Genomic DNA, 24,998 nt, shown 5'->3' with positions numbered 1-24,998 from the left:
CGCCCATGCTCAACGATCCCTTCCAGCGCCTGAATCTCGACCGCGAGGTCCTCACCGTCAGCCAACTCAACGGGCGCGCCCGCGTGCTGCTCGAGGACGTGTTCGCCCAGGTCTGGGTCGAGGGCGAGCTGTCCAACCTGGCCAAGCCGGCGTCGGGCCACGTCTATTTCACCCTCAAGGACGGCCAGGCCCAGGTTCGCTGCGCGCTGTTCCGCCAGAACGCCTTGCGGGTGCGCCAGGCCCTGCGCGATGGGCTCGCGGTGCGGGTACGCGGCAAGGTCTCGCTGTTCGAGGGCCGCGGCGATTACCAGCTGATCCTCGACAGCGTCGAGCCGGCCGGCGATGGCGCGCTGCGCCTGGCGTTCGAAGCGCTCAAGACCAAGCTCGCCGCCGAGGGTCTGTTCGCCAGCGAACGCAAGCTGCCCCTGCCCGCTCACCCGCAACGCATCGGCATCGTCAGCTCGCCCACCGGCGCGGTGATACGCGACATCATCTCGGTGTTTCGCCGGAGGGCGCCCCAGGTCGCGCTCACCCTGATTCCCACCGCGGTGCAGGGGCGCGAGGCCACCTCGCAGATCGTCCGCGCGCTGGCCCTGGCCGACGCGCAGGGTTTCGACGCACTGATCCTCGCCCGCGGCGGCGGATCGCTGGAAGACCTCTGGTGCTTCAATGAGGAAGCGGTCGCACGCGCGGTCGATGCCTGCGTGACGCCGATCGTCAGCGCCGTCGGCCACGAGACCGATGTGTCGATCGCCGACTTCGTCGCCGACGTGCGCGCGCCCACGCCTTCGGCGGCCGCTGAACTGCTCGCGCCACACAGCGCCGACCTGCGCCAGCGCCTGGAAGGCCTGCGTCAACGCCTGCTGCTGCGCATGCGCGACCGTCTGCAGCGCGAAGCCGCCTGCCTGGAAAGCCTGACGCGACGCCTGCGCCACCCCGGCGAACGCCTGCTGCAGCAGTCCCAGCGCGTCGATGACCTGGAGCAGCGCCTGGCCCGCGCTATCGATCGCCGGCTGTGCGTCGGACACGAGCGGCTCGCACGCCTGGAGACGCGACTGGCCGCCCAGCACCCGGGGCGCACGCTGAATTTGCTGCGCCAGCGCCTGGAGCATCTGGCCAACCGCCTGCCACGGGCCATGAACGACTCGCTCAAGGGCCGCCGCCAGCGCCTCGCAGGCCTGGGCCAGACGCTCAACGTGGTCAGCCCGCTGGCCACCCTCGGACGCGGCTACAGCATCCTGCTCGACGAGCACGGCCATGCGATCCGCAGCGCCAGCCAGACGCATCCCGGGCAGCGGCTGCAGGCCAGGCTCGGAGAGGGCCGGCTCCAGGTGCGCGTCGAAGACAACCACCTCGAACCGGTCACGCTGCCCCTGCTGTGAACCGGCAGCACCCGTCGCGAGCCACGCTGCGACGCAGTGTCCTTCCCCGTCGGGGCCGTTTTGCGCGAGGATAGCCGCTCACCCATTGCGGATGATCCCATGCTGCGCGCCCTGACCCTCTCGCTTGCCCTGCTCCTCGCCCTGCCCGCCCACGCCGAGGGCTTCATCACCCGCCTGCTGAACAAGCCCTTTCCCGGCGGCGTCGCGGTGATCGGCGTCGGTGACGCCGACAGCAGCGCACCCTCGGTCTATTTCGACGGACGTCCGGTGCTGGTGGTCAAGGAGGAAGGCAAACGCTGGATCGCGATCGTCGGCCTGCCGCTCAAGACCAAGCCGGGCGAGCACTTCATCGACACGCCGCAGGGACGCACCGCGTTCCAGGTCGGCAGCCGCGATTATCACGAGCAACACATCACCCTCAAGGATCAGCGCAAGGTCACGCCGAACCCGGACGATCTCAAGCGCATCGAGCGGGAACTGGACGAGCAGACCCGCGCCTATCGCCAGTTCAGCAAGACGCAGCCGAGCAATCTGCTGTTCGACAAGCCGGTGAACGGCCCGCTGACCAGCCCGTTCGGCCTGCGCCGGTTCTTCAACGGCGAGGAGCGCAATCCGCATTCCGGCCTGGATTTCTCCGCCAAGACCGGCACGCCGATCAAGGCGCCCGCCAACGGCAAGGTGATTCTGGTCGGCGACTACTTCTTCAACGGCAAGACGGTCTTTCTCGACCATGGGCAGGGGCTGATCAGCATGTTCTGCCACCTCTCGGCGATCGACGTGAAGGTCGGCGACCGCATCGCGCGCGGTGGCGTGGTCGGCAAGGTCGGCGCCACCGGCCGCGCCACCGGCCCGCACCTGCACTGGAACGTCAGCCTCAACGACGCACGGGTCGACCCGTCGATCTTCATCGGGAAGTTCGAACGCTAGGCGCCAACGGCGCATCCGCGGCCCACGCGCGCCATTCGGACCGCCCGCCCCATCGGCGGCAGAACGGCACGCCTTGGGCAATCGCCTTTGAAAGGATGAAAGCGCACCCCTACCATGGGCGGACATTTCGCCGGCCCGCCGACAACCGAGGCGCTGCCGGTGCCCCTCGACCGACATGGAGAATCTCGTGCAGGAACAGATGACACCCTGGCTTGAGTGGCTCAGGACCTACCCCGAACTTCAGACCCTGGTGGCCTGCGTCGCGCTGATCGCGACCGCCTGGCTGGCCAACTGGATCGTCAAGCGGATCCTGGTGCGGGGGCTGTACCGGATCCTTCGCCATACGCGTGAGACGGGCCTGCAGGATTTCGGCATCATCCGCCGCCTTTCGAACATCGTGCCGGCGCTGGTGCTGTCGGTCGGGGTCACCGCCGTGCCAGGCCTGCCCGATGCGGCCGTGACCGTCGTACGCAACGTCTGCGGCGGCTTCATCGTGCTGACCATCGCCCTGGCGCTCGGGGCGCTGCTGGACATCATCAACCTGGTCTACCAGCGTCGCACGGACGCCCACCTGCATCCGATCAAGGGCTACCTGCAGGTCATCAAGATCGTGCTGTATGTGATCGCGACCATTCTCATCATCGCCACCCTGATCGACCGCTCGCCGCTGATCCTGCTCTCCGGCCTGGGTGCGATGGCCGCCGTGCTGATGCTGATCTTTCAGGACACCATCCTGTCGCTGGTCGCCAGCGTGCAGATTTCGTCCAACGACATCGTTCGTGTCGGCGACTGGATCGAGATGCCGCAGCTGAACGCCGACGGCGACGTCATCGACATCGCGCTGCACACGGTGAAGGTGCAGAACTGGGACAAGACCATCACCAACATCCCGACCAAGCGATTCATCAGCGACTCGTTCAAGAACTGGCGCGGCATGCAGCAAAGTGGCGGGCGCCGCATCAAGCGCAGCCTGTACCTCGATCAGCACAGCGTGCATTTTCTCGATGCCGAGGAGCGCAAGCGGTTGCATCGCTTCAGCCTGCTGGAGGATTACCTGGTCACCAAGAGCCAGGAGATCGACGACTGGAACGCCAGGCTCGCCGAACGCGGCCGGGAGCCGGTCAATACCCGTCGAGTGACCAACATCGGCACCTTCAGGGCCTATGTCGAGCATTACCTGCGCAACCATCAGGGCATCCACCAGGGCATGACGCTGATGGTCAGGCAATTGAGCCCGACCGCCGACGGGCTGCCGCTGGAAATCTACTGCTTCACCAACACGGTAGCCTGGACGCAGTACGAGGCGATCCAGTCGGACATCTTCGACCACCTGCTGGCGATCCTGCCGGAGTTCGGTTTGCGCGTGTTCCAGCACCCGAGCGGGGCCGACATGCGTCACTGGGGCGAGTCGATCACGCAGCGCGGTGCGCCGGCATTGGCGCATGAGCAGGAACGTCCGTTCGAAGCAGGCCCCGATCGAACCGCCTGATTCGAAAGGAGCGGGGTGCCCCGCTCCTGCTACCGCTGCTCCACTCAGAAGCTCATATCGACCCGCGCCCAGTAGGTGCGGCCGGGCTCGTCGATGCGGGTGTCGGCGGGGAAACCGAAGCCTGCGTCGCCAGCCAGGTTCAGGTGCTCGCTGTAGTGCTTGTCGAACAGGTTGTCGACACCGGCACTGAGCTTGACCTGCCTGGTCACCTGATAGGCGCTGTTGAGCGAGAACACGCCGAAGCCGGCGCTGTCATCCAGATCCTGGCCCACCACGTTGCCGCGCCCTTCGGCGATGCGGCTCTGCTCATCGACCAGGCGCCATAACGCACCCACGCTCCAGTCATCACGCTGATAGGACAGGCCCAGACGTGCTTCCAGCGGCGGCATCTGTGGCAAGGCCTCGCCATCGGAACTGTTCTTGCCCCAGGCGTAGGCCAGGCTGGCATCCGCCTTCCAGTTGTCGGTGAAGGCATAGCCCATCCCCAGCTCACCGCCCATGATGCGCGCGTCCACATTGTCGGCACGGGTGCCCATGCCACGGTAGTCGAACAGGATGTAGTCGCGGATCTGGCCGGCATAGGCCGAAGCCCAGGCCTGCAGGGCTTCGCCCTGGTACTGGATGCCGATATCGAGCTGAGTGGTCTTTTCCGGCCTGATGCCGTCGAAGGCGTTATCCGAACCCGCGGGACCGTTGAGGCCGGCAGAGAACAGCTCCCAGTAATCGGGGAAACGCTGCACATGGCCGATACCGGCATAGACGGTGGTCGGCGGGCCATCGAGGTCATGCTCGTACCGCACGAAGCCGCTGGGCAGCGTCTCTGCACGGGTCTTGCCGGCGGTCGGATTGGGAATCGGCATGCCCATGCCCATCATGCTGCTGAAGCTGGGTCGGAAGTCCTTGGCCGAGGCGCGATCCAGACGCGCACCTAAGATCAGCCGATCACGCTCGGCCAGGCTCCAGGTCGCCTCGGCGAAAGCGCCGTAGCTGTGCATCACGGCGTCCTTGTCCCAGGAGTAGCGGTCGGCGTCGATGTAGGGCATCCCCATCATGCCGCCCGTGGAGCTGCGCTGGCGGTGCTCGCTACGCTGGGCATCGATTCCCGTGATCAGCTCGACCTCCTCCCACGTCCAGGTCGCGGCCAGGCGGGCGCCGAGGGTACGGCGATCGACCTGCGCCGCCATCGGCCCACTCATCATGCTGGTCGGGTCCGGTACGCGCAGGCGGAAGTTGTCCATGATGTGGTCGGCGTAGTTGTAGTAAACCTTGGCCTCCACCTTGTCGAGCACGCCGCCCAGGTTGCTGCGTTCGATGCGCAACCCAAGGCTTTCCCGCGCGAACTGCGAGCCATCCATGCCGCGGCCGCCATAACGGGCCTCACCATCGCCACGACCGGCGGTGAGTTCGATCAGCGTATCCGCATCCGGCGTCCAGCCCAGCGCCACGTCACCGTTCCATTTGTCCCAGCGCGAGGGGATGGTACGGCCGTCACCATTTTCGTAGTCGTCCGAACGCGAGCGGTTGCCGATCACCCGCAGGTAGCCCTGCTGATCGCCAACCGCACCGTCGATCACCCGGTCGAAGCGACCATTGGAGCCAACCAGCACGCTGGCATGCAGACGCGCCCCGAGTTCGCCGAAACGCTCCGGCTCACGGTCGAAGCGCACCACCCCAGCCGAGGCACCCGGCCCCCAGATCACCGTCTGCGGGCCTTTGGTCACGGTCAGCACATCATAGGTTTCCGGGGAAATGTAGGAGCTGGGGGCATCCATCCGCCCCGGGCAGGCGCCGATCATCTGGCCGCCGTCGGTGAGCAACATCAGACGCGAACCAAACAGCCCGCGCAGCACGGGGTCGCCATTGCTGCCACCGCTGCGAATGGCGGAGAACCCGGGGATGGTCTTGAGGTAATCGGCCGCATCGCTGGCCGGCACGGGCTGGCGCGGGATCTTCGGGTCGGTCACCACCGTCAGTGGCGACTGCTGGGCGACGCCGGTGATGACCATCGGCGTCAGCTCGAGGGCGTCGGCGTGCCCGGAATGGTGGCCGGCATGGTCGTCCGCCAGCGCAGGGCCGGCGAGCATGCCCAGTAGCGCGGCGTGGGCGAGCTGCCAGCGCAGGCGGGACGGTTGCAGCGAAAAGCGATCGGCCAGGCACGAACGCGCCTGATAGACAGGTGTATTGCTGGACATAGGTCATTCCATTTCTGATTTTCGTACAGCCACGCTCGGGTGGCTGGCCCTGGGATCAGCAATGGATAAGTGGGGGCGCGCGCGGGTGGCCACTGCTGCGACGCGGGACCGGCGGCAGGGGGCTTTCGGGCAACGGCAGGAAAACGACCGGCGTGTGCCGCGGCAGGGCCAGATCGAGGGAAAGCGTGAGCGGCGGGTTGAGCGTCAGCAGCTCGCAATAGCCACAGAGTTCCAGGGCGGCCAGCCAGGCCGGCTCGCCGGCCGGCGCGTGCCGGTGCTGATGCTGGTCGTGCGCGGACGACGCATGCGCATGATGCCCCTCGGTCACCACCGCGGAAGCTGGCGTCCGGGCGACCTGCAACGCCGAATACAACGGACCGACATGGATCATCAGCATGGCGAACAGGCCAAGCCAGATGCTCATCGTCGATAGCCGTTTACCTGTCACCTATGCGTCCTTCAGCAAACCCGGGCGGCTCCTGCGCAAGTCCCGGAATGATCGCATGACCCGCTCGACCGTCACGCCGTGACATGAGGCCGCAATACGGGCCGAGCAAGCAAGCCTCAGTTTTTGCCCGCCTGGCAGCACGTCCTATCGCTTACGGAAGGATATTGGCACCATTCACCATTTTTTTATCGACTCTTGCACGAGCCAACCGGAAAGCAATAACTTCGCACCATAAATCATTGATTCAGGCGAGCAGAACAGCTGCTCGCCCACGGAACGCTCGGGAAAACGCCATGACCATGCTCAAGAATCCATCGCAAAAATATCGGGCCTTTCCGGTCATCCACCTGCCTGATCGGACCTGGCCGTCGAAGACGATCACCCAGGCCCCGATCTGGCTGAGCTCCGACCTTCGCGACGGCAACCAGTCGCTGATCGAGCCGATGGATGCGGCCAAGAAGATGCGCTTCTTCAAGACGCTGGTCCAGGTGGGCATCAAGGAAATCGAAGTGGGCTTCCCCTCCGCCTCGCAAACGGACTTCGACTTCGTCCGCGAACTGATCGAAGGCGGCCACATCCCGGACGACGTCACCATCCAGGTGCTCACCCAGGCGCGCGACGACCTGATCAGCCGGACCTTCGAGTCGCTCAAGGGCGCGAGGCAGGCCATCGTTCACTACTACAACGCCACCGCGCCGAGTTTCCGCCGCATCGTCTTCAACCAGGACAAGGCCGGCGTCGTGCAGATCGCGGTCAATGCCGCCCGGACCATCAGCCGCCTGGCCGCACAGGCGCCGGAAACCGACTGGCGCTTCGAGTACTCGCCCGAGGTCTTCAGCTCCACCGAGACCGATTTCGCCGTCGAGGTCTGCAATGCGGTGATCGACGTATTCCAGCCGACGCCGGCCCGCAAGCTGATCCTGAACCTGCCCGCGACCATCGAGGCGGCGACGCCGAACGTCTACGCCGACCAGATAGAGTATTTCGGTCGCCACATCGACAAGCGCGACAGCGTGATCATCAGCCTGCACACGCACAACGACCGTGGCACGGGCGTCGCGGCCAGCGAACTCGGCCTGATGGCCGGCGCCGATCGCGTCGAAGGCTGCCTGTTCGGCAACGGCGAGCGGACCGGCAACGTCGACCTGGTCACCCTGGCGTTGAACCTCTACACCCAGGGCGTGGACCCGCAGCTGGACTTTTCCGACATCGACGCGGTGCGCAAGGTGGTCGAGGAATGCAACCAGTTGCCCGTTCACCCGCGCCATCCCTACGTCGGCGACCTGGTCCACACGGCGTTCTCCGGCTCGCACCAAGATGCGATCCGCAAGGGCTTCGCCCAGCAGAAGGACGACCAGATCTGGGAAGTGCCGTACTTGCCGATCGATCCGGCTGACATCGGCCGCGACTACGAGGCGGTGATCCGGGTCAACAGCCAGTCCGGCAAGGGCGGCATCACCTTCCTGCTCGAACAGGAATACGGCATCAGCCTGCCGCGCCGCATGCAGATCGAATTCAGCCAGGTCGTGCAGAGGGAAACCGACCGACTGGGCCTGGAAATGACCGCGGAGCAGATCTACAGCCTGCTCGAACGCGAATACCTGCAGGCCCATGTGCCCTACACCCTCAAGGGCCATCGCCTGCAGGAAGAAAACGGCACCAGCGCGGTCGACGTCGAAGTGCTCAACGCCGGCGAGACGCAGCATTGGCGCGGCATTGGCAAAGGCCCGTTGGAAGCCCTGGTGGCGGGGCTGCCGGCTGCGGTCGAGATCATGGACTACTCCGAGCACGCCATCGGCGCCGGCGCCAATGCCAAGGCCGCGGCCTACATCGAAATCCGCCTGGATGGCCAGCGCCCGCTGCACGGTGTGGGCATCGACGAGAACATCACCACGGCAAGCTTCCGCGCCCTGTTCAGCGCGCTCAACCGCGCCCTGCGCGAGGCCGGCGCCAAGGCCGCCTGACCCTGGCAGACGGACAGGGGCGCCCACCCCTGTCCGGCCCGCTCGGTCTCCCCGCGCTGCGCCCGCAAGCAGCCGTCACGCCCACCGATTCTGAGACATCCATCACACTGCGGCGAACGCGCCACGATGTCGGCCGGTGACGCCGCTCGCTACACTCGCCCAAGCGAACGCGCAGCCGCGACGAACGCCGTATCGATCCGCCGTCCAGTTCGGCCGATCGCTACATAATCAGGGCCGCTCAGCGTACCCATTTTTCCTTTTGCTCGATCCTGCCTCTACTTGCCCTCCTCCTTGCCTCAAGGTCAGAACCGCAATGATAGAGCCCGAACGCATCGTCGAATTGTCCAGAGACGTGGAAGTCCTGGCGGCGCGCGGCATTGCCGACATCCAGAAGATCACCCGCGAGACCAAGCTGCTGGCCATCAACGCCCTGATCGAAGCGGCCCATGCCGGCGCCTCGGGACGCGGCTTCTCGATCGTCGCCGAAGAGGTCAAGTCGATCTCGGAGCGGGTGATGGGCATTGCCGACGGGCTCTCGGCCAACCTGCGTTCGGCGGTCAGCGAGTTGTCGCAGGTCGGCCAGAGCATGTGCTTCGAGGTGCGCGGCCAGCGCCTGGCCGATCTTGCGCTGCACATGATCGAAATCATCGACCGCAACCTCTATGAGCGCTCCTGCGACGTGCGCTGGTGGGCGACCGACGCGTCGCTGGTCCGCGCCCTGGAAAGCCTCGACCCGGCCACCTGCGCCGAAGCGGGACGGCGCCTCGGGGTCATTCTCGACAGCTACACCGTCTACCTGGACATCTGGATAGCCGACCGCCAGGGCAAGGTCATCGCCTGTGGAAGGCCCGGCGCCCATCCCCAGGTACTGGGCGCTCGGGTGGCCGACGCCCCCTGGTTCCGCGAGGCGCTGCGCCACCCGAGTGGCGACCGCTACCACTGTTCGTCCGTGATGCGCGAGCCGCTGCTCGGCAACGCCGTCACCTGTCCCTTCAGTGCCGCGGTGCGGGCCAAGGGCAAGAGCAACGGCGAGGTCCTCGGGGTGATCGGCGTGTTCTTCGACTGGCAGACCCAGGCCAACGCCGTCATCCAGGGCGTGCGCCTGAGCGACGAGGAGCGCCCTCGCAGCCGCTGCGTGCTGATCGATGCCGATCACCGTCTCATCGCCAGCTCCGATCCCAGGGCCGTGCTGGGCGATCCCGTCCGGATCGAGACCGCCCGCGAACAGGCCAGCGGCTACCGCACGGTGAACCAGCGATCGATCCAGGCCTGGGCCCTTACGCCAGGCTTCGAAACCTATCCCGGCATGGGCTGGTACGGCGTGATCGAACAATCGCTACCCGAAGAGACGCGCTAGTGGCGGCGTGCTTTTACATGGCGTTACAAGCTAGCCGATCGCGTATCGACGCCCGCCAACCGGGCCTTGCCGGGTAAGCGTCCGGCGTCGCCGGAAAAATTTTCCCGGGCGTGCCCAGAACCTTGAAGCGGCGCATGGGTCCGGACATTAGCGCCCCGTCCAACCCGTGCGGGGACCGAACTTGCCAAGGGAGTTACACCCATGTCGCTCGCGTCCGTTCGCCGTCCTGCCTTTCTGACCGCTCTACCCTTGCTGTTGCTTTCCGCCCTGTTGCCCGCCCACGCCCAGAACGCACCGCAACTCGATGTTCCTTACGTGCCGACGCCCGACCATGTCGTGGCGCGCATGCTGGAGATGGCGAACGTGAATTCGGACGACACCGTCATCGACCTCGGCTCGGGCGACGGTCGCATCGCCATCGCGGCGGTACGCGATCGCGGCGCTCGCTCGGCCCTGGGGATCGACCTGGACCCCGAGCGCATCCGTGAAGCCGAGGCCAATGCCGAAGCCGCCGGCGTATCGGACAAGGTCAGCTTCGAACAGGGCGACCTGTTCAAGAAGGACATTTCCGAGGCCACGGTGCTGACCATGTACCTCTTGCCGCGGGTCAACCTACGCCTGCGCCCAGTCATCCTCGACACGCTCAAGCCAGGCACCCGGGTGGTGTCCCATGCCTTCAGCATGGACGAGTGGCAGGCCGATCGCAGCGACTACATCGGCGGCAGCTACGTCTACCTCTGGATAGTGCCGGCCAAGGTCGACGGCCGCTGGGAGGTCAACGACGGCAATGGCAACTTCACCCTCGACCTGCAGCAGCAATTCCAGCAGGTCGAAGGCACCGCCCAGGCCGGTGGGCTGCAGAACGCGGTGACCGGCAGCCTGGAAGGCGAAGTCCTGCGCTTCAACGTGGGCGGCAAGCTCTACATGGGCAAGGTCGAGGGTGATCGCATCACCGCCCTCTCTGGCGAAGGAGCCGTCTCCAACTGGAGCGCGCGCCGCACTTGAGCACGGGCCCTCAAACCCAGCCCCCGCACAGCGGCGGGCTGTCCGTCCTGGATGGCGTCGCCGTGCTGGTGGGCGTCGTGGTCGGCGTCGGCATCTTCGGCTTTCCGCCCCTGGTCGCCCAGCACGCTGACAGCACGGCGATGTACATCGGCTTCTGGCTCGCCGGCGGCCTGCTCATGCTGGTCGGCGCGCTCTGCTATGCCGAACTCGGCGCGACCTTTCCGGACGAAGGCGGCGAATATCACTACCTGAGCAAGGCCTGGGGACGGCAGCTGGGGCTGATGTTCGCCTGGGCCCGCGGCACCGTCATCCAGACGGGCGCCATCGCCGCGGTGGCGTTCATCTATGGCGACTACGCGCAGCGACTGATACCGCTCGGCGACTATGGCGCAGCCCTGCACGCGGCGCTCGCGGTGGTGCTGCTGACCACGCTCAACATCCTGGGCACTCGCGAATCCAAGCGTATCCAGGTCATCCTGAGCAGCCTGACTGTGCTGGCGCTGACCAGCGTGATGCTGGCCGGCCTGCTCTCTTCCGCGCAGGCCGAACCGGTGGTCGCCGCTCAGCCGACCGGGGACGGGATCAGCGTCGGCATGCTGGGCATGGGCATGGTGTTCGTATTGCTGACCTATGGCGGCTGGAACGAGGCGGCCTACCTGTCGGGCGAATTGCAAGACCCGGGCCGTAACATGAGCCGGGTGCTGCTGCTGGGCACGCTGGTGGTGACGACGCTCTACCTGCTGGCCAACGTGGCCTTCCTGCAGATATTCGGCCTGCAGGCGCTCAGCCAGTCGACCGCCGTGGGCGCCGACCTGATGGACCTGGTGGCGGGCAACTGGGCCGCCCTGGCGCTGAGCCTGCTGATCTGCTTCACCGCCCTGAGCACCATCAACGCGACGATCCTGACCGGAGCCCGTGTGTACTACGCGCTGGGACGCGACGTTCCGCAGCTGAGCATGCTCGGCGCCTGGAACGAGCGCGGCTCGACGCCGGTGCGCGCGCTGCTGGTCCAGGGCGCCATCACGTTGCTGCTGATCCTGTTCGGCGCCCTGAGCCAGAGCGGCGTGGAGGCGATGGTCGCGTACACCGCGCCGGTGTTCTGGTTCTTCATGTGCATGACGGCGCTGTCGCTGCTGCGCCTGCGCAAGCTGCAACCGAACGTGCCGCGTCCCTTCCGCGTGCCGCTTTACCCGCTGCTGCCGCTGATCTTCGCCTGCTGCTGCCTGGGGCTGTTCGTCTCGAGCACGCTCTATGCGGGCCTGGGCGCCCTGCTCGGGCTGCTGGTGCTGGTGCTCGGCCTGCCGCTGTTGCTGCTCAGACGCCAGGCGCTGGTGGCCAAAACCGTCGAAAGCTGAAGGCCTACAGGCTCAGCTCGAAGTCATCGGCATCCTGATGCGCAGGGAAGCGCTCGCGATGCTCCGCCAGGTCGGCCGCCGACAACCTGACCCGGAACACGCCCTCGCCATCCCGCCCCTCGAGCAGCGCTTGGCCGTGGAAATCCAGGACCTGGCTGTCGCCGCTGTAGGCATGCCCCTTGCCGTCCTCGCCGATCCGGTTGACGGCGGCCACGTAGCAGAGGTTCTCGATGGCCCGGGCCGGTAGCAGGCGGTTCCAGTGCTGCCGGCGCGCCGCCGGCCAGTTGGCGGTGTACAGCAACAGGTCGGTGCCGCTCGCATCGCGGCTCCACACCGGAAAGCGCAGGTCGTAGCAGATCAGCGGCCGCACCCGCCAGCCCTTGAGCTCGAACACCGCCTGGCGGCTGCCCGCACTGTAGTGCTTGTGCTCGCCCGCCATGCGGAACAGATGGCGCTTGTCGTAGTGCAACAGCTGGCCGTCGGGCTGCGCCCAGAGCAGGCGATTTCGATGAAAACCGGCCTGATCGCGAACGATCAGGCTGCCGCAGACGACGGCCTCCAGCGCCGCCGCCTGCTCGCGCAGCCACTGCGCGGTGGGGCCATCCTCCGCCTCCGCCAGGTGCTCGGAGTGCATCGAGAATCCGGTGGTGAACATTTCCGGCAGCACCACCAGGTCGGCACCCCGCGCTTGCTGCAGCAGGCGCTGGAAGTGGTCGCGGTTGGCGGCGGCGTCCTGCCAGACGAGGCTCGTCTGGACGAGCGCGATATCGAGATCGGGGCGTGCGGTCATAGGACGGCTAACCTCTCGGCGGCCTGGCGCAACGTATCTTCGCGCTTGGCGAAGCAGAACCGGACCAGCCTCAGCCCTTGCGGAGGGCTCTGGTAGAACACCGAGATGGGGATGGTCGCCACGCCGTGCTCGCGGGTCATCCACTGGGCCATCTCGACATCGTCCAGGTCCGGCCTGATCGCCGAGTAGTCGGCCAGCTGGAAATAGGTTCCGGCCGCGCGGGTGAAGGCGAAACGTGATCCGGCCAGCAGGTCGCAGAACAGGTCCCGCTTGGCCTGGTAGAAGGCCGGCAGCTCGTCTACATGTTCCGGATGCTCGGCCATGAAGTCGGCAAGGGCATGCTGCAGCGGCGTCACGCCACAGAAGCTGACGTACTGGTGGACCTTGCGCAGCTCGGCGGTCAGGGCCGGCGGCGCGATGACGTAGCCGGTCTTCCAGCCCGTCACGTGGTAGGTCTTGCCGAACGAACTCACCACGAAGGCGCGGCGATACAGCTCCTCGTGGCCGAGCACGCTGGCATGGCTGGCGCCGTCGAACACCAGGTGCTCGTAGACCTCGTCACTGAGCAGGTAGATGTCCCGTCCACGAATCAGCTCGGCCAGCCGGTCCAGCTCGGCGCGGCCGATCAGCGTGCCGCTCGGGTTGTGCGGGCTGTTGAGAATGATCATCCGCGTGCGCGGCGACAGCGCCTCGCCGAGCTGCTGCCAGTCGATGGCGAACGACGGGGGCGTCAGGGCGAGGTGCACGCAGCGCCCTCCGGCCAGCTCGGTCGCAGGCTCGTAGCTGTCATAGCAGGGGTCGAAGACGATGACCTCGTCGCCCGGACGGATCACCGCGTGGATGGCGCAGAAGATCGCCTGGGTGGCGCCGGGCGTGACGGTCACCTCGTCACCGGCGCTGACTGTTCGCCCATGGAGCCTGGCGACCTTGTCCGCGATCTGCTCGCGCAGCGCCGGCAGACCCGGCATCGGCGCGTACTGGTTGTGGCCGCTCATGACATGGCGCGCCACGGCTTCGCGCAGCGCGTCGGGCCCATCGAAGTCGGGAAAACCCTGGGACAGGTTCAACGCCCCGGTCTGCGCCGCGAGCTGGGACATCGTGGTGAAGATGGTGGTGCCGACATTGGGTAATTTGCTGATGAGCATGACAGCCTTCCGACAGGCCTGCCGGGCGGGGATGCGGCAGGGACAAGCAGGATAGCCGATCACCGCGGCCCGATACGAGCATCCGGGAGAGGCCCACTCCTTCCCGAAAGCGTTGGGCTGATACGGTTGTATCGACAAGCCCCTGGCCTTTACCCTGCGCCCCAATCTCCATCGGGAATTCGCCATGTCAATGCATACCGCCAGCGCCTCGTGGAATGCCCTGCGCAGCCAGACGGAACGGGCCATGGATAGCGAGCCGACGCTGGCCGCCGTCTTCCGGCAAGCCATCATCGAACAGCCGGATTTCGGTTGCGCCCTCGCCCATCGAGTCGGCCGCACCCTGGCGGACACCCCCGAGCAACAGCAGACGCTGGCCGAGCGCTTCGCCCACATTCACCGCCAGGCCCCGGCACTGACCGACTCGGCCTGGCGCGACCTGCAGGCAATCGTCAGCCGCGACCCGGCGTTCGCCACAGCGCTGGAAGTGTTCCTGTTCTCCAAGGGGTTCCTGGCGCTGCAGGCGTACCGTATCAGCCATCATCTGCATGGCCAGGGCGAACGCCTGTTGGCGATGTTCATCCAGGCGCGCTGCAACGAACGCCTGGCCATCGATATCAACCCCGCCAGTCGGATCGGCAGCGGCATCATGCTCGACCACGGCACGGGCATCGTCATCGGTGAAACGGCCGTCATAGGCGATGATGTGTCCATCCTGCAGGGCGTGACGCTGGGCGGCACCGGCAAGGAAGGCGGCGATCGTCATCCCAAGGTACGCAGCGGGGTGATGATCGGCGCGGGCGCGAAGATCCTCGGCAATATCGAGATCGGCGAAGGCGCCAAGGTGGGTGCGGGAAGCATCGTGTTGCATCCCGTTCAGCCGCATACGACGGTTGTGGGTAACCCGGCGCGCCCGGTCGGCAAGCCGAAGCACGCTCGACCGGCCTTGGATATGGACCAGTCGTTTGACGAGCAAGGCTGAGAGCCTACTCGCGATCTGTAGCGTTGAAAAAAGCGGTTCGTCAGGATGACTCCGGATACGAAGATTGATGTCGAACGGAGTCGTCTGGTTCAGGCTTGCGCCTCGATGTCTGAAGCGATTGCCGAGTGTGCTGACACCCTTGGTTTCGGCCCGCCGGCCGATTCACTTTCTCTTGCCTGGCCAAGAGAAAGCAGCCAAAGAGAAAGCCACCGCCGACATCCGGGTCTGGCCTGCGGCCAGACTTCCCGCCGCTCCGAGGGCCCGCGTCCCTGCCCCTTCGTTCCTCACCGGCGTCCTCGTGTCCCCCTGCGCAGCACCTCCAATCGGCCTCCTGCCGGGAACGGGTCCGCGTCGCCTGGAAGATCAATGATGTTGCTTTTGGCTTTGCTTTTTTGCACGAACCAACAGGCGCCACCAACCGCCCCGTTCAGGAGGGTGAGCGGAACCGTTGTGTAAGGGAGCGAGGACTAGGCGTCCCCGCTTAAAGCGCCGGGGACGCCCTGTATGCCGTCCCCTGGAGCAATGGTGGAGCGAAGCGCAGGGCCGGATGCAGGGGCAAGCGTTTTTGGTTATTTTTTTCGCGACTGAAAAAGGTGACTCGACCCGCAGGGCGAAACCAAACTATCAGACGGCTCGATAGGGCCCAATGAAATCAAAACGTTCATTCAGCACCCCATATCGCCAGTCCGGTATCGGACAACCCTGTCCTCCATGAAACGCGAAGAACCTTGACAGGGAACGCTTAGCGCTTCTTGTCGCGGCGCTTCTTGTCGGCCTTCTTGTGGTGCGACATGAGGCGGCGCTTCTTGTTCACCTGGCGGTCGGTCAGGGTGTTCTTCTTGCCCTCGAAGGGGTTCTCCCCGCCCTTGTACTCGATGCGGATCGGCGTACCGACCAGCTTGAGCACCCGCCGATAGGTGTTTTCCAGGTAGCGGGAATAGGACTTGGGTACCGCATCCACCTGGTTGCCGTGGATGACGATCAGCGGCGGGTTGGCTCCGCCCAGGTGCGCATAGCGCAGCTTGATCCGGCGTCCGTTGACCAGCGGCGGCTGGTGCTCCTGCACCGCGTCCTCGAGGATCTGCGTGAGGCGGCTGGTCGGCCAGCGGGTGATCGCCGACTTGAACGAAGCCTGCACCGACTTGTACAGATGCCCGACCCCGGTGCCGTGCTTGGCGGAAATGAAGTGGATGTCGGCAAAGTCGACGAAGAACAGCCGGCGTTCCAGCTCGGTCTTCACGTAGTCGCGCTCGCCCGGCTCCATGCCGTCCCACTTGTTCAGCGCGATGACCAGCGCGCGCCCGGTTTCCAGCACGAAGCCGAGCAGGTTCAGGTCGTGCTCGACCACGCCTTCGCGCGCATCCATCACGAAGATCACCACGTTGGCGTCCTGGATCGCCTGCAGCGTCTTGACCACGGAGAACTTTTCCACCGCCTCGAAGATCTTGCCGCGACGGCGCACGCCGGCGGTATCGATCAGGGTGTATTTCTCGTCGTCGCGCTCGAAAGGGATGTAGATGCTGTCGCGGGTGGTACCGGCCTGGTCATAGACGATCACCCGCTCCTCGCCGAGCATGCGGTTGACCAGGGTCGACTTGCCGACGTTGGGCCGGCCGATGATGGCGATCTTGATGCCGTCCTTCTCGCTCGGCCCGGGAATCCGCGAAAGCTCCTGGCCTTCGGCGACCTCTTCTTCGCCCTCGCCTTCGGCACCCGGCTGCGACTCTTCGTCCTTGGGGAAGATCCCCAGGGCCGCTTCCAGCATGTGGCTGATGCCGCGCCCGTGGGCCGCGGCGATCGGCAGCGCGTCGCCCAGGCCCAGCGGGCTGAACTCGGCGCGGGCGATGTCGGGGTCGACGCTGTCGACCTTGTTGGCGACCAGGAAGCTGCGCTTGTTCCGCTTGCGCAGGTGCTCGGCGATCATCTGGTCGGCGGCGGTCAGTCCAGCCCGCGAGTCGACCATGAACAGGACCGCATCGGCTTCCTCGATCGCCTGCAGCGACTGCTCGGCCATCTTCGCGTCGATGCCTTCCTCGTCACCGGAAATACCGCCGGTGTCGATGACGATGTAGGTGCGACCCTGCCATTTGGCCTCGCCGTACTGGCGATCACGGGTCAGGCCGGCATATTCGGCGACGATGGCATCGCGGCTCTTGGTCAGCCGGTTGAACAGGGTGGACTTGCCGACGTTCGGACGGCCCACCAGGGCGATAACGGGAACCATGCGGCTCTCCAACTCGATATTTCAGAAAACACAACGGCCGCTGCAAGGCAGCGGCCGGCTATTGAACCCTGAGGCGGCAGCGATCTGGCTGCCGATCAGTCACTCTGGCGGATGGTCAGCGCTACCAGCTTGCCATCGTTGCCGTAGGCATACAGCCAGTCGCCGGACACCACCGGGCGGACCCGCACGCCAGCGCTTTCGACCCGGGTGCGGGCGACGAAACGGCCATCGACCTGACTCAGGAAGTGCAGATAGCCTTCGAAGTCGCCGACCACCACATAACTCGACAGCACCTCCGGCGTCGACAGCTGGCGGCGCGCCAGGTCTTCGTTGCGCCACAGGACGCTGGTCGAACGCTCGTCGATGCTCTCGACGGTGCCATTGGCCAGGCTCAGGTAAACGCTGCCGTAACCCAGGGCCACGCCACCGGAGCTCGATGCCTCGCGCTGCCACAGTATACGGCCGCTTTCCAGCTCCAGCGCGGCGACGCGCCCCTGGTAGGTGACCACGTAAAGCGTGCCGCCGGACAGCAGCAGGCCGCCGTCGATATCGACCACGCGTTCGAGTTCGGTACGCCCCTGGGGTACAGCCACCCGCTGCTCCCAGACCGGCAGGCCACCGCGGGTATCCAGCGCGACGACACGGCCGCTGGAAAGACCGGCGACCGCCAGCTGGTTGGTGAGCACCGGCGCCCCGGTGCCACGCAGGGTGAGCACTGCGGGCGAGCTTTCATAGGCCCAACGCTGGGTCCCGGTATCCATTTCCAGCGCGACCAGACGATCGTCCTGGGTCTGGGCGACGACGATGTCGCCGTTGATGGCCGGAGCAGCGAGCACTTCGCTGCCGACGTGGCTGCGCCAGCGCTCTTCGCCGCTGGCGGCATCCAGCGCAATGACATCACCCTTGAGGGTGCCGACCAGGATCAACCCGTAGCCGGCGCCTACGCCGCCGGACACCGGCTCGTCCAGATCCTTGCGCCACTCCACCTTGCCGGTGAAGCGATCCAGCGACACCACGCGCCCGCGAACATCGCTGGCGAAGATCTGGTCGCCGTAGACGACCGGGGCCAGCAGGTTGTAGGTCTTGCCCTGCCCCTTGCCGACCGAGCGGCTCCACTGCTGGTCGAGACGGATTTCGGCATCGAACTTCTGCAGTTCGGCGGGCTCGGGCTCCTTGCTGCTACTGCTGCAGCCGGCAGCCAGCACCACGAGGGACAACAGCGCGGCAATCTTCCAACGCATCACGTCATGCCTCCCCTTTGGCCAGGTCATCGAGCTTGAGCTGCAGCCCGCCGACGGCGGCATCCTGGGACAGGGACTGCTTGGCCTTGCTATAGGCAGCAAAGGCATCATCGGTGCGACCGAGCTGGACCAGCAGGTCGCCACGCAATTCCTCGCGGCTCGCCGCAAAGGCCTTCTCGGCCTCGCCGTCGAGCAGCTTCAAGGCTTCATCGGCCTTGTCCTGGGCGGACAGGACACGGGCCAGGCGTTGACGGGCCAGCTCTTCGATGGTCTTGTCGGCCGGCTTGTCCAGCACAGCGTGCAGCTCGCTGGCCGCATCGTCGAGCTGCCCGGCTTCCACCGCGATCTTGGCCATGAACAGGCTGCCGTACTGGGCGTAGTGAGTGCCGCCGTAGTTGTTCTTCAGTTCGGTGCCCAGGCGCGCCACTTCGGCTGCGTCGACGCTGCCCGTATTGAGCGAGGCATCGAGCAATTGCTGATAGAGGGCCGAGGCGCCCTGGGCCTTGTTGACCTGATGGTTCTGCCAGGCCTGCCAGCCGAAAACCAGGGCCAGCGCCAGTACCGCGCCAACCAGCAGCGGCATTCCGTTACGGCGCCACCATTCCTTGATCTGCGCGATTTGTTCGTCTTCAGTACCCGAGGTCACACCGTCACTCCTTTTGTTCGCTTAGTCTCAGTCTGCTCGAAGCAGACAGCCAGACGCTCGGGTAGAGCATCCCAGGCAATGTTTTCCTGCTCGCTATCGTCGCGCAGCGGCTTGCAACCTACCACGCGACCCGCCAGCTCGTCCTCTCCCAGAATCAGGGCGAAGCGCGCGCCGCTCTTGTCGGCCTTCTTGAACTGGCTCTTGAAACTGCCGCCGCCGGAATTGAGCAGCAGCCGGAGCCCCGGCAACGCATCGCGCAACCGCTCGGCCAGGGCCACCGCAGCGAGCTCCGCCGCCTCCCCAAAGGCGCAGACATAGGCGTGCGCCGGGCGGGTCAGGTGCTCGGGCACCAGCGCCAGGGTTTCGAGCAGCAAGACCAGCCGCTCGACCCCCATCGCGAAGCCGACACTCGGCGTGGGCTTGCCACCGAACTGGGTGATCAGGCCGTCGTAGCGACCACCGGCGCAGACCGTGCCCTGGGCCCCCAGGCGATCGGTGACCCACTCGAAGACCGTTCTGCCGTAGTAGTCCAGACCGCGGACCAGCTTGGGATTGATCTCGTAGGCGATACCGACCGCGTCCAGGCGCGCCTTGAGCCCCTCGAAATGCACCCGCGAGTCGTCGTCCAGGTAATCGTGCAGCGTCGGCGCATCGGCCAGCAGGGCCTGCGTCTGGGCATTCTTGCTGTCGAGGATACGCAGCGGATTGGTGGTCAGACGACGTTGGCTGTCTTCGTCGAGCTGATCGAAGCGCTGCTGAAGATAGACCACCAGGGCGTCCCGGTAGGTCGCGCGGGCTTCGCTGGAGCCCAGGCTGTTGAGCTGCAGGGTCACCGCGTCGGCCAGGCCCAGCTGCTTCCACAGACGGGCCGTAAGGATGATCAGCTCGGCATCGACATCCGGCCCGGGCTGGTTGAACACCTCGACGCCGATCTGGTGGAACTGCCGATAGCGGCCCTTCTGCGGCTTTTCGTAGCGGAACATCGGGCCGGTGTACCAGAGCTTCTGCACCTGCCCGCCGCCGGTCATGCCATGCTCGAGCACCGCGCGCACGCAGCCTGCAGTGCCTTCGGGGCGCAGGGTCAGCGACTCTTCGTTGCGGTCCAGGAAGGTGTACATCTCCTTGTCCACCACGTCGGTGCCTTCACCGATACCACGGGCGAAGAGTTCGGTGAATTCGAGGATGGGAAGGCGGATCTCGCTGTAGCCGTAGGCATCGAGCAATTCGGCGAAGGTGCTTTCCAGGTAGCGCCAGACGGGCGTCTGTCCGGGCAGGATGTCGTTCATGCCACGGATGGCTTGCAGGGACTTGCTCAAGTGTCTTCCTTAGGTCAGCTGCGCAGGATCAGTGCCGCGTCGGCTTCGACCTTTTCGGCGGCCTTGCGCCGGATCAGTTGTTCCAGCTCGTCGACCAGGTTGTCGTTGGTAAGCTTCTGGGCCGGCTTGCCGTCGATATAGATCAGGTTGTTCGGTGTGCCACCGGTCAGGCCGATATGGGCTTCCTTGGCTTCGCCGGGGCCGTTGACCACGCAGCCGATCACCGCCACGTCCAGCGGGACCAGCAGATCGTCGAGCCGGCCCTCCAGCTCGTTCATGGTCTTGACCACATCGAAGTTCTGCCGCGAACAGCTCGGGCAGGCGATGAAGTTGATGCCGCGCGAACGCAGGTGCAGCGACTTGAGAATATCGAAGCCGACCTTGATCTCTTCCACCGGATCGGCAGCAAGCGAGATGCGGATGGTGTCGCCGATGCCCTCGGCCAGCAGCATGCCCAGGCCGACCGAGGATTTCACGGTACCCGAGCGCAGCCCGCCAGCTTCGGTAATGCCCAGGTGCAGCGGCTGCTCGATCTGCCTGGCCAGCAGACGATAGGCTTCGACCGCCATGAACACGTCGGAGGCCTTCACGCTGACCTTGAAATCCGGGAAGTTCAGGCGATCCAGGTGCTCGACGTGACGCAACGCCGACTCGACCAGCGCCTCGGGCGTAGGCTCGCCGTACTTCTTCTGCAGGTCCTTTTCCAGGGAGCCCGCGTTGACGCCGATACGAATCGGAATACCGCGGTCACGCGCCGCTTCGACCACTGCCCGGACACGATCCTCGCGCCCGATGTTGCCGGGGTTGATGCGCAGGCAGTCCACGCCCAGCTCGGCAACCCGCAGCGCGATCTGGTAATCGAAATGGATGTCGGCCACCAGCGGCACGCCGGCACGCTGCTTGATCCGGCCGAACGCCTCGGCGGCATCCATGTCGGGCACCGACACCCGCACGATGTCCGCGCCGGCATCCTGCAGACGTTTGATCTGCGCGACGGTCGCGTCGACGTCGCAGGTATCGGTGTTGGTCATGCTCTGCACGGCGATCGGGGCGTCCCCACCCACGGGCACGGGCCCCACCCAGATCTTGCGCGACAGGCGTCGTTTGATACGAGACTCGGAATGCATGCTCATTGGCCGACCTTGAAGCGCGCCGTCTCGCCACGCATGTAGGACGCGAGGTTGACGGACTCGCCGTTGTAACTGACTTGGGCACCGCGGGCGTATCCCAGATGGACATCCAGCGGCGCACGACCGGTAACGGTACGGGTGGTCCCGGCGCGGATCAGCGCGCTGACCAGTACACGGCCATCGGCATCGATGACCCGCGTCCAGCAATCGGCGGTGAACGACAGCTCCAGCTGCCCTTCCCCCGCAGTGATGGCGGGCGCCGGAGCCTCGGCGGCGGCAACGGGCGCTTCGGGCGCGGCCGCCGGGGCGGCCGGCTCGCCTTGCGAAGGCGATGGCGCTGGTGCGTCGGCGCCTGGGGGCGTCTGCTCCGGCGCAGCAGCCATATCGGGCTCGGAGGCGACCCCTTCGGCCGCCTCGCTGCCCTGATCGAGTTCCGCAGGCGGCTCGCCTTCGACGCCGGGCTGAGGGTCGACCAGCGGCGGCAGCGAAATCTCCTCGCCCTGGCGCCCCGCTACGACCGCCTGGTCCTCGGGCTCGTCAAAGACATGTATCTGGGTCGTGCCGTCGGCACCTTCCACTTCGATGTGCTCGAGCGACGAACTCGTCGGCGACCCGGTATTGCGAGAGGACTGGTCCTGCCACCACATGAACCCGGCGCCGATGAGCACCAGGAGCAGCACGAAGCTGAAGAAGCGCAGCACGTTGTGCGACATCCTGACCGGCTCTTCGATGCGGCCGAGCGCATGCACGCTGCTGCCGCTCGCGTCGGTGCCGGTGTAGCGATCGAACTCGCCGACCAGTTGCGTCTGGTCGAGCCCGACCAGCTTCGCGTACGCCCGCACGTAGCCACGCGCGAAGGTATGGCCCGGTGCCTGGGAGAAATCGCCCGCTTCGATCTGGCCGATCAGCCGTTCCGAAAGATTGAGCTGGGAGGCCACCGCCGCAACGGACCAGCCCCGAGCCTCACGAGCCTGGCGAAGCGTTTCCCCCGGGTTGCCGGCGGCCGGCACAACAGCTTCGGGTTGTGAAACTTTCATCGTTGCTCCGAAAGATATTGCTGATATTCCGGCGAGGCCGGATACAGGCGCCGCAGCTGGAGCGCCAGCGTCGCTGCACGATCGCGGTCGTCGTGGATGTTCGCCAGTCGAATACCCAGCAGCAGGCTGCGCGCGTTCTGCTCGGCCAGTCGGCTGTAACGTTCATAGTAGCTGCGGGCGGGCACGTAGTTCTTCGACTGGTAGGACAGCATCGCCATCTCCAGCAGCGCACCGGGCTGGCGCGCATTGAGCCGCAGGGCGCGCTCGAAATACGCCTCGGCCTGCTGCGGCTGATTCAGCCGCAGCGCCGTCAGCCCCATGTTCTCGAACACACGGGAGCGCTCGGTATAGAGGTTGTCGGCCGACGCCTGGGTGAAGCGCTGCATGGCCTCCTCGTAACGCCCACGCTCGAAGAGGAAGCTGCCGTAGTTGTTGAGAATGCGCGGATCGCTGCGAATCGACAGCGCATCACGGTAATGCTTGTCGGCCAGGTCATATTCCATCTCGGTCTGGAATACCAGGGCCAGAGCGGTGTGTGCATCGGCACTGCGCGAATCGAGATCCAGCGCCTGCCTCAGCGGGACCTTGGCGCGTGCGGTATCGCCCTGCTGCAGGTAACCGATACCGAGCTGAATGTAGGCATCGCGCGCCTCTTCTCGACCGGAGGCGGTCCTCATCGGGTCGACGTTACCCGTGGACACGCAACCGTGGAGCAGACCGGCAAGCAGAAGAAGCAGCGCAACGCGCGAAAACATGGATTTCCCCCTCAGGAACGGTTCGTAGCGAGATGTGTCGCACCTGCCTCGCTCTGCAGCTCACGTACAGCGATGTATCGCTCGCTTCGACGTGTACGGTCCATCACCTGACCGACCAGCTGGCCACAGGCGGCATCGATGTCTTCGCCGCGGGTGGTACGCACCGTCACATTGTGCCCGGCTTTGTGCAGGATGTCCTGAAAACGGCGAATGGCATTGTTGCTGGGCCGCTCATATCCCGAATGAGGGAAGGGATTGAACGGGATCAGATTGATCTTGCAGGGGATGTCCGCCAGCAGCTCGATCATCTGCGCGGCGTGCTCGGGCTGGTCGTTGACGCCCTTGAGCAGGGTGTACTCGATGGTCAGCACCCGCTTTTCGCCGAGCCTCGAGATGTAACGCTGACAGGCCGCCAGCAACATTTCGAGCGGATATTTCTTGTTGATCGGGACCAGGACGTTGCGCAATTCATCGTTGGGCGCGTGCAGCGACAACGCCAGCGACACGTCGATGACCTTGGCCAGCTCGTCGATCATCGGCACCACGCCAGAGGTCGAGAGCGTCACCTTGCGCTTGGAAATGCCATAGCCCAGGTCGTCCATCATGATCTGCATGGCCGACACGACGTTGTCGAAATTGAGCAGCGGCTCGCCCATGCCCATCATCACCACGTTGGTGATGGCGCGGTCGATCTTGGCGGGTACGGAGCCGAACGACTTGTTGGCGATCCACACCTGACCGATGACTTCGGCGGCAGTGAGGTTGCTGTTGAAACCCTGCTTGCCGGTGGAGCAGAAACTGCAGTCCAGCGCGCAGCCCGCCTGGGACGACACGCACAGCGTGCCACGCCCTCCCTGGGGGATGTACACGGTCTCGACGCAACTGCCGGAGGCCACGCGAACCACCCATTTGCGGGTACCGTCGCTCGAGATGTCCTCGCTGACGATCTCGGGGCCGCGGATTTCGGCGCGGGCCTTGAGTTTCTCGCGCAAGGCCTTGCCGACGTTGGTCATGGCGTCGAAGTCATCGACGCCGAAGTGGTGAATCCACTTCATGATCTGACCGGCACGGAAGCGCTTCTCGCCCATGGACTCGAAGAAGCTTTCCAGCTGCGGCTGGGTCAGACCCAGCAGATTAACCTTACCGGTCGATTCACTCATGGATTCACCCTCGCTCGGAGATCAGCGAATGCGGGCACACACTTCGGTGGCAGCGAAGAAGTAGGAGATTTCGCGCGCGGCGGAGGCTTCGGAGTCGGAGCCATGCACGGCGTTCTCGTCGATCGAGACGGCGAAATCGGCGCGGATGGTGCCGGCGTCGGCTTTCTTCGGGTCGGTAGCGCCCATCAGCTCACGGTTCTTGGCGATGGCGCCCTCGCCTTCGAGCACCTGAACGACCACGGGGCCGGAGGTCATGAAGGAAACCAGATCCTTGAAGAACGGACGCTCCGCGTGCTCGGCGTAGAAGCCACCGGCTTCGCGCTCGGACAGCTGGACCATCTTGGCGGCTACGACGCGCAGGCCAGCCTTCTCGAAACGGGTGACGATTTCACCGATCACGTTCTTCGAAACGGCGTCAGGCTTGATGATGGAAAGGGTACGTTCGACAGCCATGAA

General features: G+C 65.5%; 21 protein-coding genes. 8 read left to right on the top strand and 13 right to left on the bottom strand.

Annotated elements, in window-relative coordinates; translation table 11 throughout:
• Positions 1–5: 5 nt before the first annotated feature.
• From xseA to DN824_RS07310, 3 genes are all read left to right on the top strand, one after another.
• Positions 6–1,382 carry an exodeoxyribonuclease VII large subunit gene (xseA, locus tag DN824_RS07320; RefSeq protein ID WP_138407690.1) on the top strand — a complete coding sequence of 459 codons (1,377 nt, stop codon included), beginning with the start codon at positions 6–8 and terminating at the stop codon, positions 1,380–1,382.
• Between the two features lie 99 nt (positions 1,383–1,481).
• Positions 1,482–2,309, top strand: coding sequence for a M23 family metallopeptidase (locus DN824_RS07315; RefSeq protein ID WP_138407689.1), 828 nt, complete (start codon positions 1,482–1,484; stop codon positions 2,307–2,309).
• A gap of 199 nt (positions 2,310–2,508) precedes the next feature.
• Complete coding sequence (locus DN824_RS07310) at positions 2,509–3,798, top strand: mechanosensitive ion channel family protein (protein ID WP_138407688.1); 1,290 nt, start codon at positions 2,509–2,511, stop codon at positions 3,796–3,798.
• A gap of 44 nt (positions 3,799–3,842) precedes the next feature.
• On the opposite strand, the gene DN824_RS07305 is transcribed toward DN824_RS07310, so the two are convergent.
• Together DN824_RS07305 and DN824_RS07300 are read right to left on the bottom strand one after the other, a co-directional pair.
• Complete coding sequence (locus DN824_RS07305) at positions 3,843–5,990, bottom strand: TonB-dependent copper receptor (RefSeq protein WP_138407687.1); 2,148 nt, start codon at positions 5,988–5,990, stop codon at positions 3,843–3,845.
• 55 nt (positions 5,991–6,045) lie between these two features.
• Positions 6,046–6,414, bottom strand: a complete 369-nt coding sequence (locus DN824_RS07300; RefSeq protein WP_138407686.1) for a DUF2946 domain-containing protein — start codon at positions 6,412–6,414, stop codon at positions 6,046–6,048.
• A 317-nt stretch (positions 6,415–6,731) separates the two neighbouring features.
• On the opposite strand from DN824_RS07300, the gene leuA reads away from it, so the two are divergent.
• The 4 genes from leuA (at position 6,732) to DN824_RS07280 (ending at position 12,119) form a co-directional block, all read left to right on the top strand.
• Complete coding sequence (leuA, locus tag DN824_RS07295) at positions 6,732–8,402, top strand: 2-isopropylmalate synthase (RefSeq protein ID WP_138407685.1); 1,671 nt, start codon at positions 6,732–6,734, stop codon at positions 8,400–8,402.
• 313 nt (positions 8,403–8,715) lie between these two features.
• Entirely contained in the window at positions 8,716–9,759 is a 1,044-nt protein-coding gene (locus DN824_RS07290) for a methyl-accepting chemotaxis protein (protein ID WP_138407684.1), read from the top strand.
• Positions 9,760–9,960: 201 nt separating this feature from the next.
• Positions 9,961–10,764, top strand: a complete 804-nt coding sequence (locus DN824_RS07285) for a 50S ribosomal protein L11 methyltransferase (RefSeq protein WP_138407683.1) — start codon at positions 9,961–9,963, stop codon at positions 10,762–10,764.
• On the top strand, positions 10,761–12,119 hold the full coding sequence (locus tag DN824_RS07280; RefSeq protein WP_138407682.1) for an APC family permease: 1,359 nt from the start codon (positions 10,761–10,763) through the stop codon (positions 12,117–12,119). The genes DN824_RS07285 and DN824_RS07280 overlap by 4 nt, the downstream gene beginning before the upstream one ends.
• Positions 12,120–12,123: 4 nt before the next feature.
• On the opposite strand, the gene DN824_RS07275 is transcribed toward DN824_RS07280, so the two are convergent.
• The gene (locus DN824_RS07275) at positions 12,124–12,909 is read right to left on the bottom strand and encodes an amidohydrolase (protein ID WP_138407681.1); all 786 of its coding nucleotides are present in this window, start codon (positions 12,907–12,909) and stop codon (positions 12,124–12,126) included.
• Positions 12,906–14,054: a pyridoxal phosphate-dependent aminotransferase gene (locus tag DN824_RS07270; protein WP_138407680.1), complete on the bottom strand. Its 1,149-nt coding sequence runs from the start codon at positions 14,052–14,054 to the stop codon at positions 12,906–12,908. Before DN824_RS07270 ends, DN824_RS07275 begins: the two co-directional genes overlap by 4 nt.
• A 184-nt stretch (positions 14,055–14,238) precedes the next feature.
• On the opposite strand from DN824_RS07270, the gene cysE reads away from it, so the two are divergent.
• Entirely contained in the window at positions 14,239–15,033 is a 795-nt protein-coding gene (gene cysE / locus DN824_RS07265) for a serine O-acetyltransferase (RefSeq protein WP_138407679.1), read from the top strand.
• Positions 15,034–15,775: 742 nt separating this feature from the next.
• On the opposite strand, the gene der is transcribed toward cysE, so the two are convergent.
• The 9 genes from der to ndk all read right to left on the bottom strand — a co-directional run bounded on the left by der (position 15,776) and on the right by ndk (position 24,995).
• Positions 15,776–17,257, bottom strand: coding sequence for a ribosome biogenesis GTPase Der (gene der / locus DN824_RS07260; protein ID WP_138407678.1), 1,482 nt, complete (start codon positions 17,255–17,257; stop codon positions 15,776–15,778).
• Between the two features lie 95 nt (positions 17,258–17,352).
• Entirely contained in the window at positions 17,353–18,498 is a 1,146-nt protein-coding gene (gene bamB, locus DN824_RS07255; protein WP_138407677.1) for an outer membrane protein assembly factor BamB, read from the bottom strand.
• 4 nt (positions 18,499–18,502) lie between these two features.
• Positions 18,503–19,144, bottom strand: coding sequence for a YfgM family protein (locus DN824_RS07250; protein WP_138407676.1), 642 nt, complete (start codon positions 19,142–19,144; stop codon positions 18,503–18,505).
• Positions 19,141–20,460 carry a histidine--tRNA ligase gene (gene hisS, locus DN824_RS07245; protein ID WP_138407675.1) on the bottom strand — a complete coding sequence of 440 codons (1,320 nt, stop codon included), beginning with the start codon at positions 20,458–20,460 and terminating at the stop codon, positions 19,141–19,143. Before hisS ends, DN824_RS07250 begins: the two co-directional genes overlap by 4 nt.
• A gap of 14 nt (positions 20,461–20,474) precedes the next feature.
• Positions 20,475–21,587 carry a flavodoxin-dependent (E)-4-hydroxy-3-methylbut-2-enyl-diphosphate synthase gene (gene ispG / locus DN824_RS07240; protein ID WP_138407721.1) on the bottom strand — a complete coding sequence of 371 codons (1,113 nt, stop codon included), beginning with the start codon at positions 21,585–21,587 and terminating at the stop codon, positions 20,475–20,477.
• A gap of 2 nt (positions 21,588–21,589) precedes the next feature.
• Positions 21,590–22,627, bottom strand: coding sequence for a RodZ domain-containing protein (locus tag DN824_RS07235; RefSeq protein WP_138407674.1), 1,038 nt, complete (start codon positions 22,625–22,627; stop codon positions 21,590–21,592).
• Positions 22,624–23,382, bottom strand: coding sequence for a type IV pilus biogenesis/stability protein PilW (gene pilW / locus DN824_RS07230; protein ID WP_138407673.1), 759 nt, complete (start codon positions 23,380–23,382; stop codon positions 22,624–22,626). The genes DN824_RS07235 and pilW overlap by 4 nt, the downstream gene beginning before the upstream one ends.
• 11 nt (positions 23,383–23,393) lie before the next feature.
• On the bottom strand, positions 23,394–24,542 hold the full coding sequence (gene rlmN / locus DN824_RS07225) for a dual-specificity RNA methyltransferase RlmN (RefSeq protein ID WP_138407672.1): 1,149 nt from the start codon (positions 24,540–24,542) through the stop codon (positions 23,394–23,396).
• A 21-nt stretch (positions 24,543–24,563) separates the two neighbouring features.
• Positions 24,564–24,995 carry a nucleoside-diphosphate kinase gene (gene ndk / locus DN824_RS07220; protein WP_138407671.1) on the bottom strand — a complete coding sequence of 144 codons (432 nt, stop codon included), beginning with the start codon at positions 24,993–24,995 and terminating at the stop codon, positions 24,564–24,566.
• Positions 24,996–24,998 lie beyond the last annotated feature (3 nt).

The sequence above is a fragment of the Stutzerimonas nosocomialis genome (assembly GCF_005876855.1).
Classification (GTDB): domain Bacteria; phylum Pseudomonadota; class Gammaproteobacteria; order Pseudomonadales; family Pseudomonadaceae; genus Stutzerimonas; species Stutzerimonas nosocomialis.
Note: the sequence above shows the minus strand (reverse complement) of the source record. Positions and strands in the feature narration are given on the sequence as shown.

Coding starts and splice junctions, on each gene's coding strand:
- bamB (WP_138407677.1), bottom strand. CDS start 18,498: ATGCGTTGGAAGATTGCCGCGCTGTTGTCCCTCGTGGTGCTGGCTGCC.
- xseA (WP_138407690.1), top strand. CDS start 6: ATGCTCAACGATCCCTTCCAGCGCCTGAATCTCGACCGCGAGGTCCTC.
- pilW (WP_138407673.1), bottom strand. CDS start 23,382: ATGTTTTCGCGCGTTGCGCTGCTTCTTCTGCTTGCCGGTCTGCTCCAC.
- der (WP_138407678.1), bottom strand. CDS start 17,257: ATGGTTCCCGTTATCGCCCTGGTGGGCCGTCCGAACGTCGGCAAGTCC.
- ispG (WP_138407721.1), bottom strand. CDS start 21,587: ATGCATTCCGAGTCTCGTATCAAACGACGCCTGTCGCGCAAGATCTGG.
- DN824_RS07305 (WP_138407687.1), bottom strand. CDS start 5,990: ATGTCCAGCAATACACCTGTCTATCAGGCGCGTTCGTGCCTGGCCGAT.
- DN824_RS07270 (WP_138407680.1), bottom strand. CDS start 14,054: ATGCTCATCAGCAAATTACCCAATGTCGGCACCACCATCTTCACCACG.
- DN824_RS07285 (WP_138407683.1), top strand. CDS start 9,961: ATGTCGCTCGCGTCCGTTCGCCGTCCTGCCTTTCTGACCGCTCTACCC.
- DN824_RS07315 (WP_138407689.1), top strand. CDS start 1,482: ATGCTGCGCGCCCTGACCCTCTCGCTTGCCCTGCTCCTCGCCCTGCCC.
- DN824_RS07310 (WP_138407688.1), top strand. CDS start 2,509: ATGACACCCTGGCTTGAGTGGCTCAGGACCTACCCCGAACTTCAGACC.
- leuA (WP_138407685.1), top strand. CDS start 6,732: ATGACCATGCTCAAGAATCCATCGCAAAAATATCGGGCCTTTCCGGTC.
- cysE (WP_138407679.1), top strand. CDS start 14,239: ATGTCAATGCATACCGCCAGCGCCTCGTGGAATGCCCTGCGCAGCCAG.
- ndk (WP_138407671.1), bottom strand. CDS start 24,995: ATGGCTGTCGAACGTACCCTTTCCATCATCAAGCCTGACGCCGTTTCG.
- rlmN (WP_138407672.1), bottom strand. CDS start 24,542: ATGAGTGAATCGACCGGTAAGGTTAATCTGCTGGGTCTGACCCAGCCG.
- DN824_RS07290 (WP_138407684.1), top strand. CDS start 8,716: ATGATAGAGCCCGAACGCATCGTCGAATTGTCCAGAGACGTGGAAGTC.
- DN824_RS07235 (WP_138407674.1), bottom strand. CDS start 22,627: ATGAAAGTTTCACAACCCGAAGCTGTTGTGCCGGCCGCCGGCAACCCG.
- DN824_RS07275 (WP_138407681.1), bottom strand. CDS start 12,909: ATGACCGCACGCCCCGATCTCGATATCGCGCTCGTCCAGACGAGCCTC.
- DN824_RS07300 (WP_138407686.1), bottom strand. CDS start 6,414: ATGAGCATCTGGCTTGGCCTGTTCGCCATGCTGATGATCCATGTCGGT.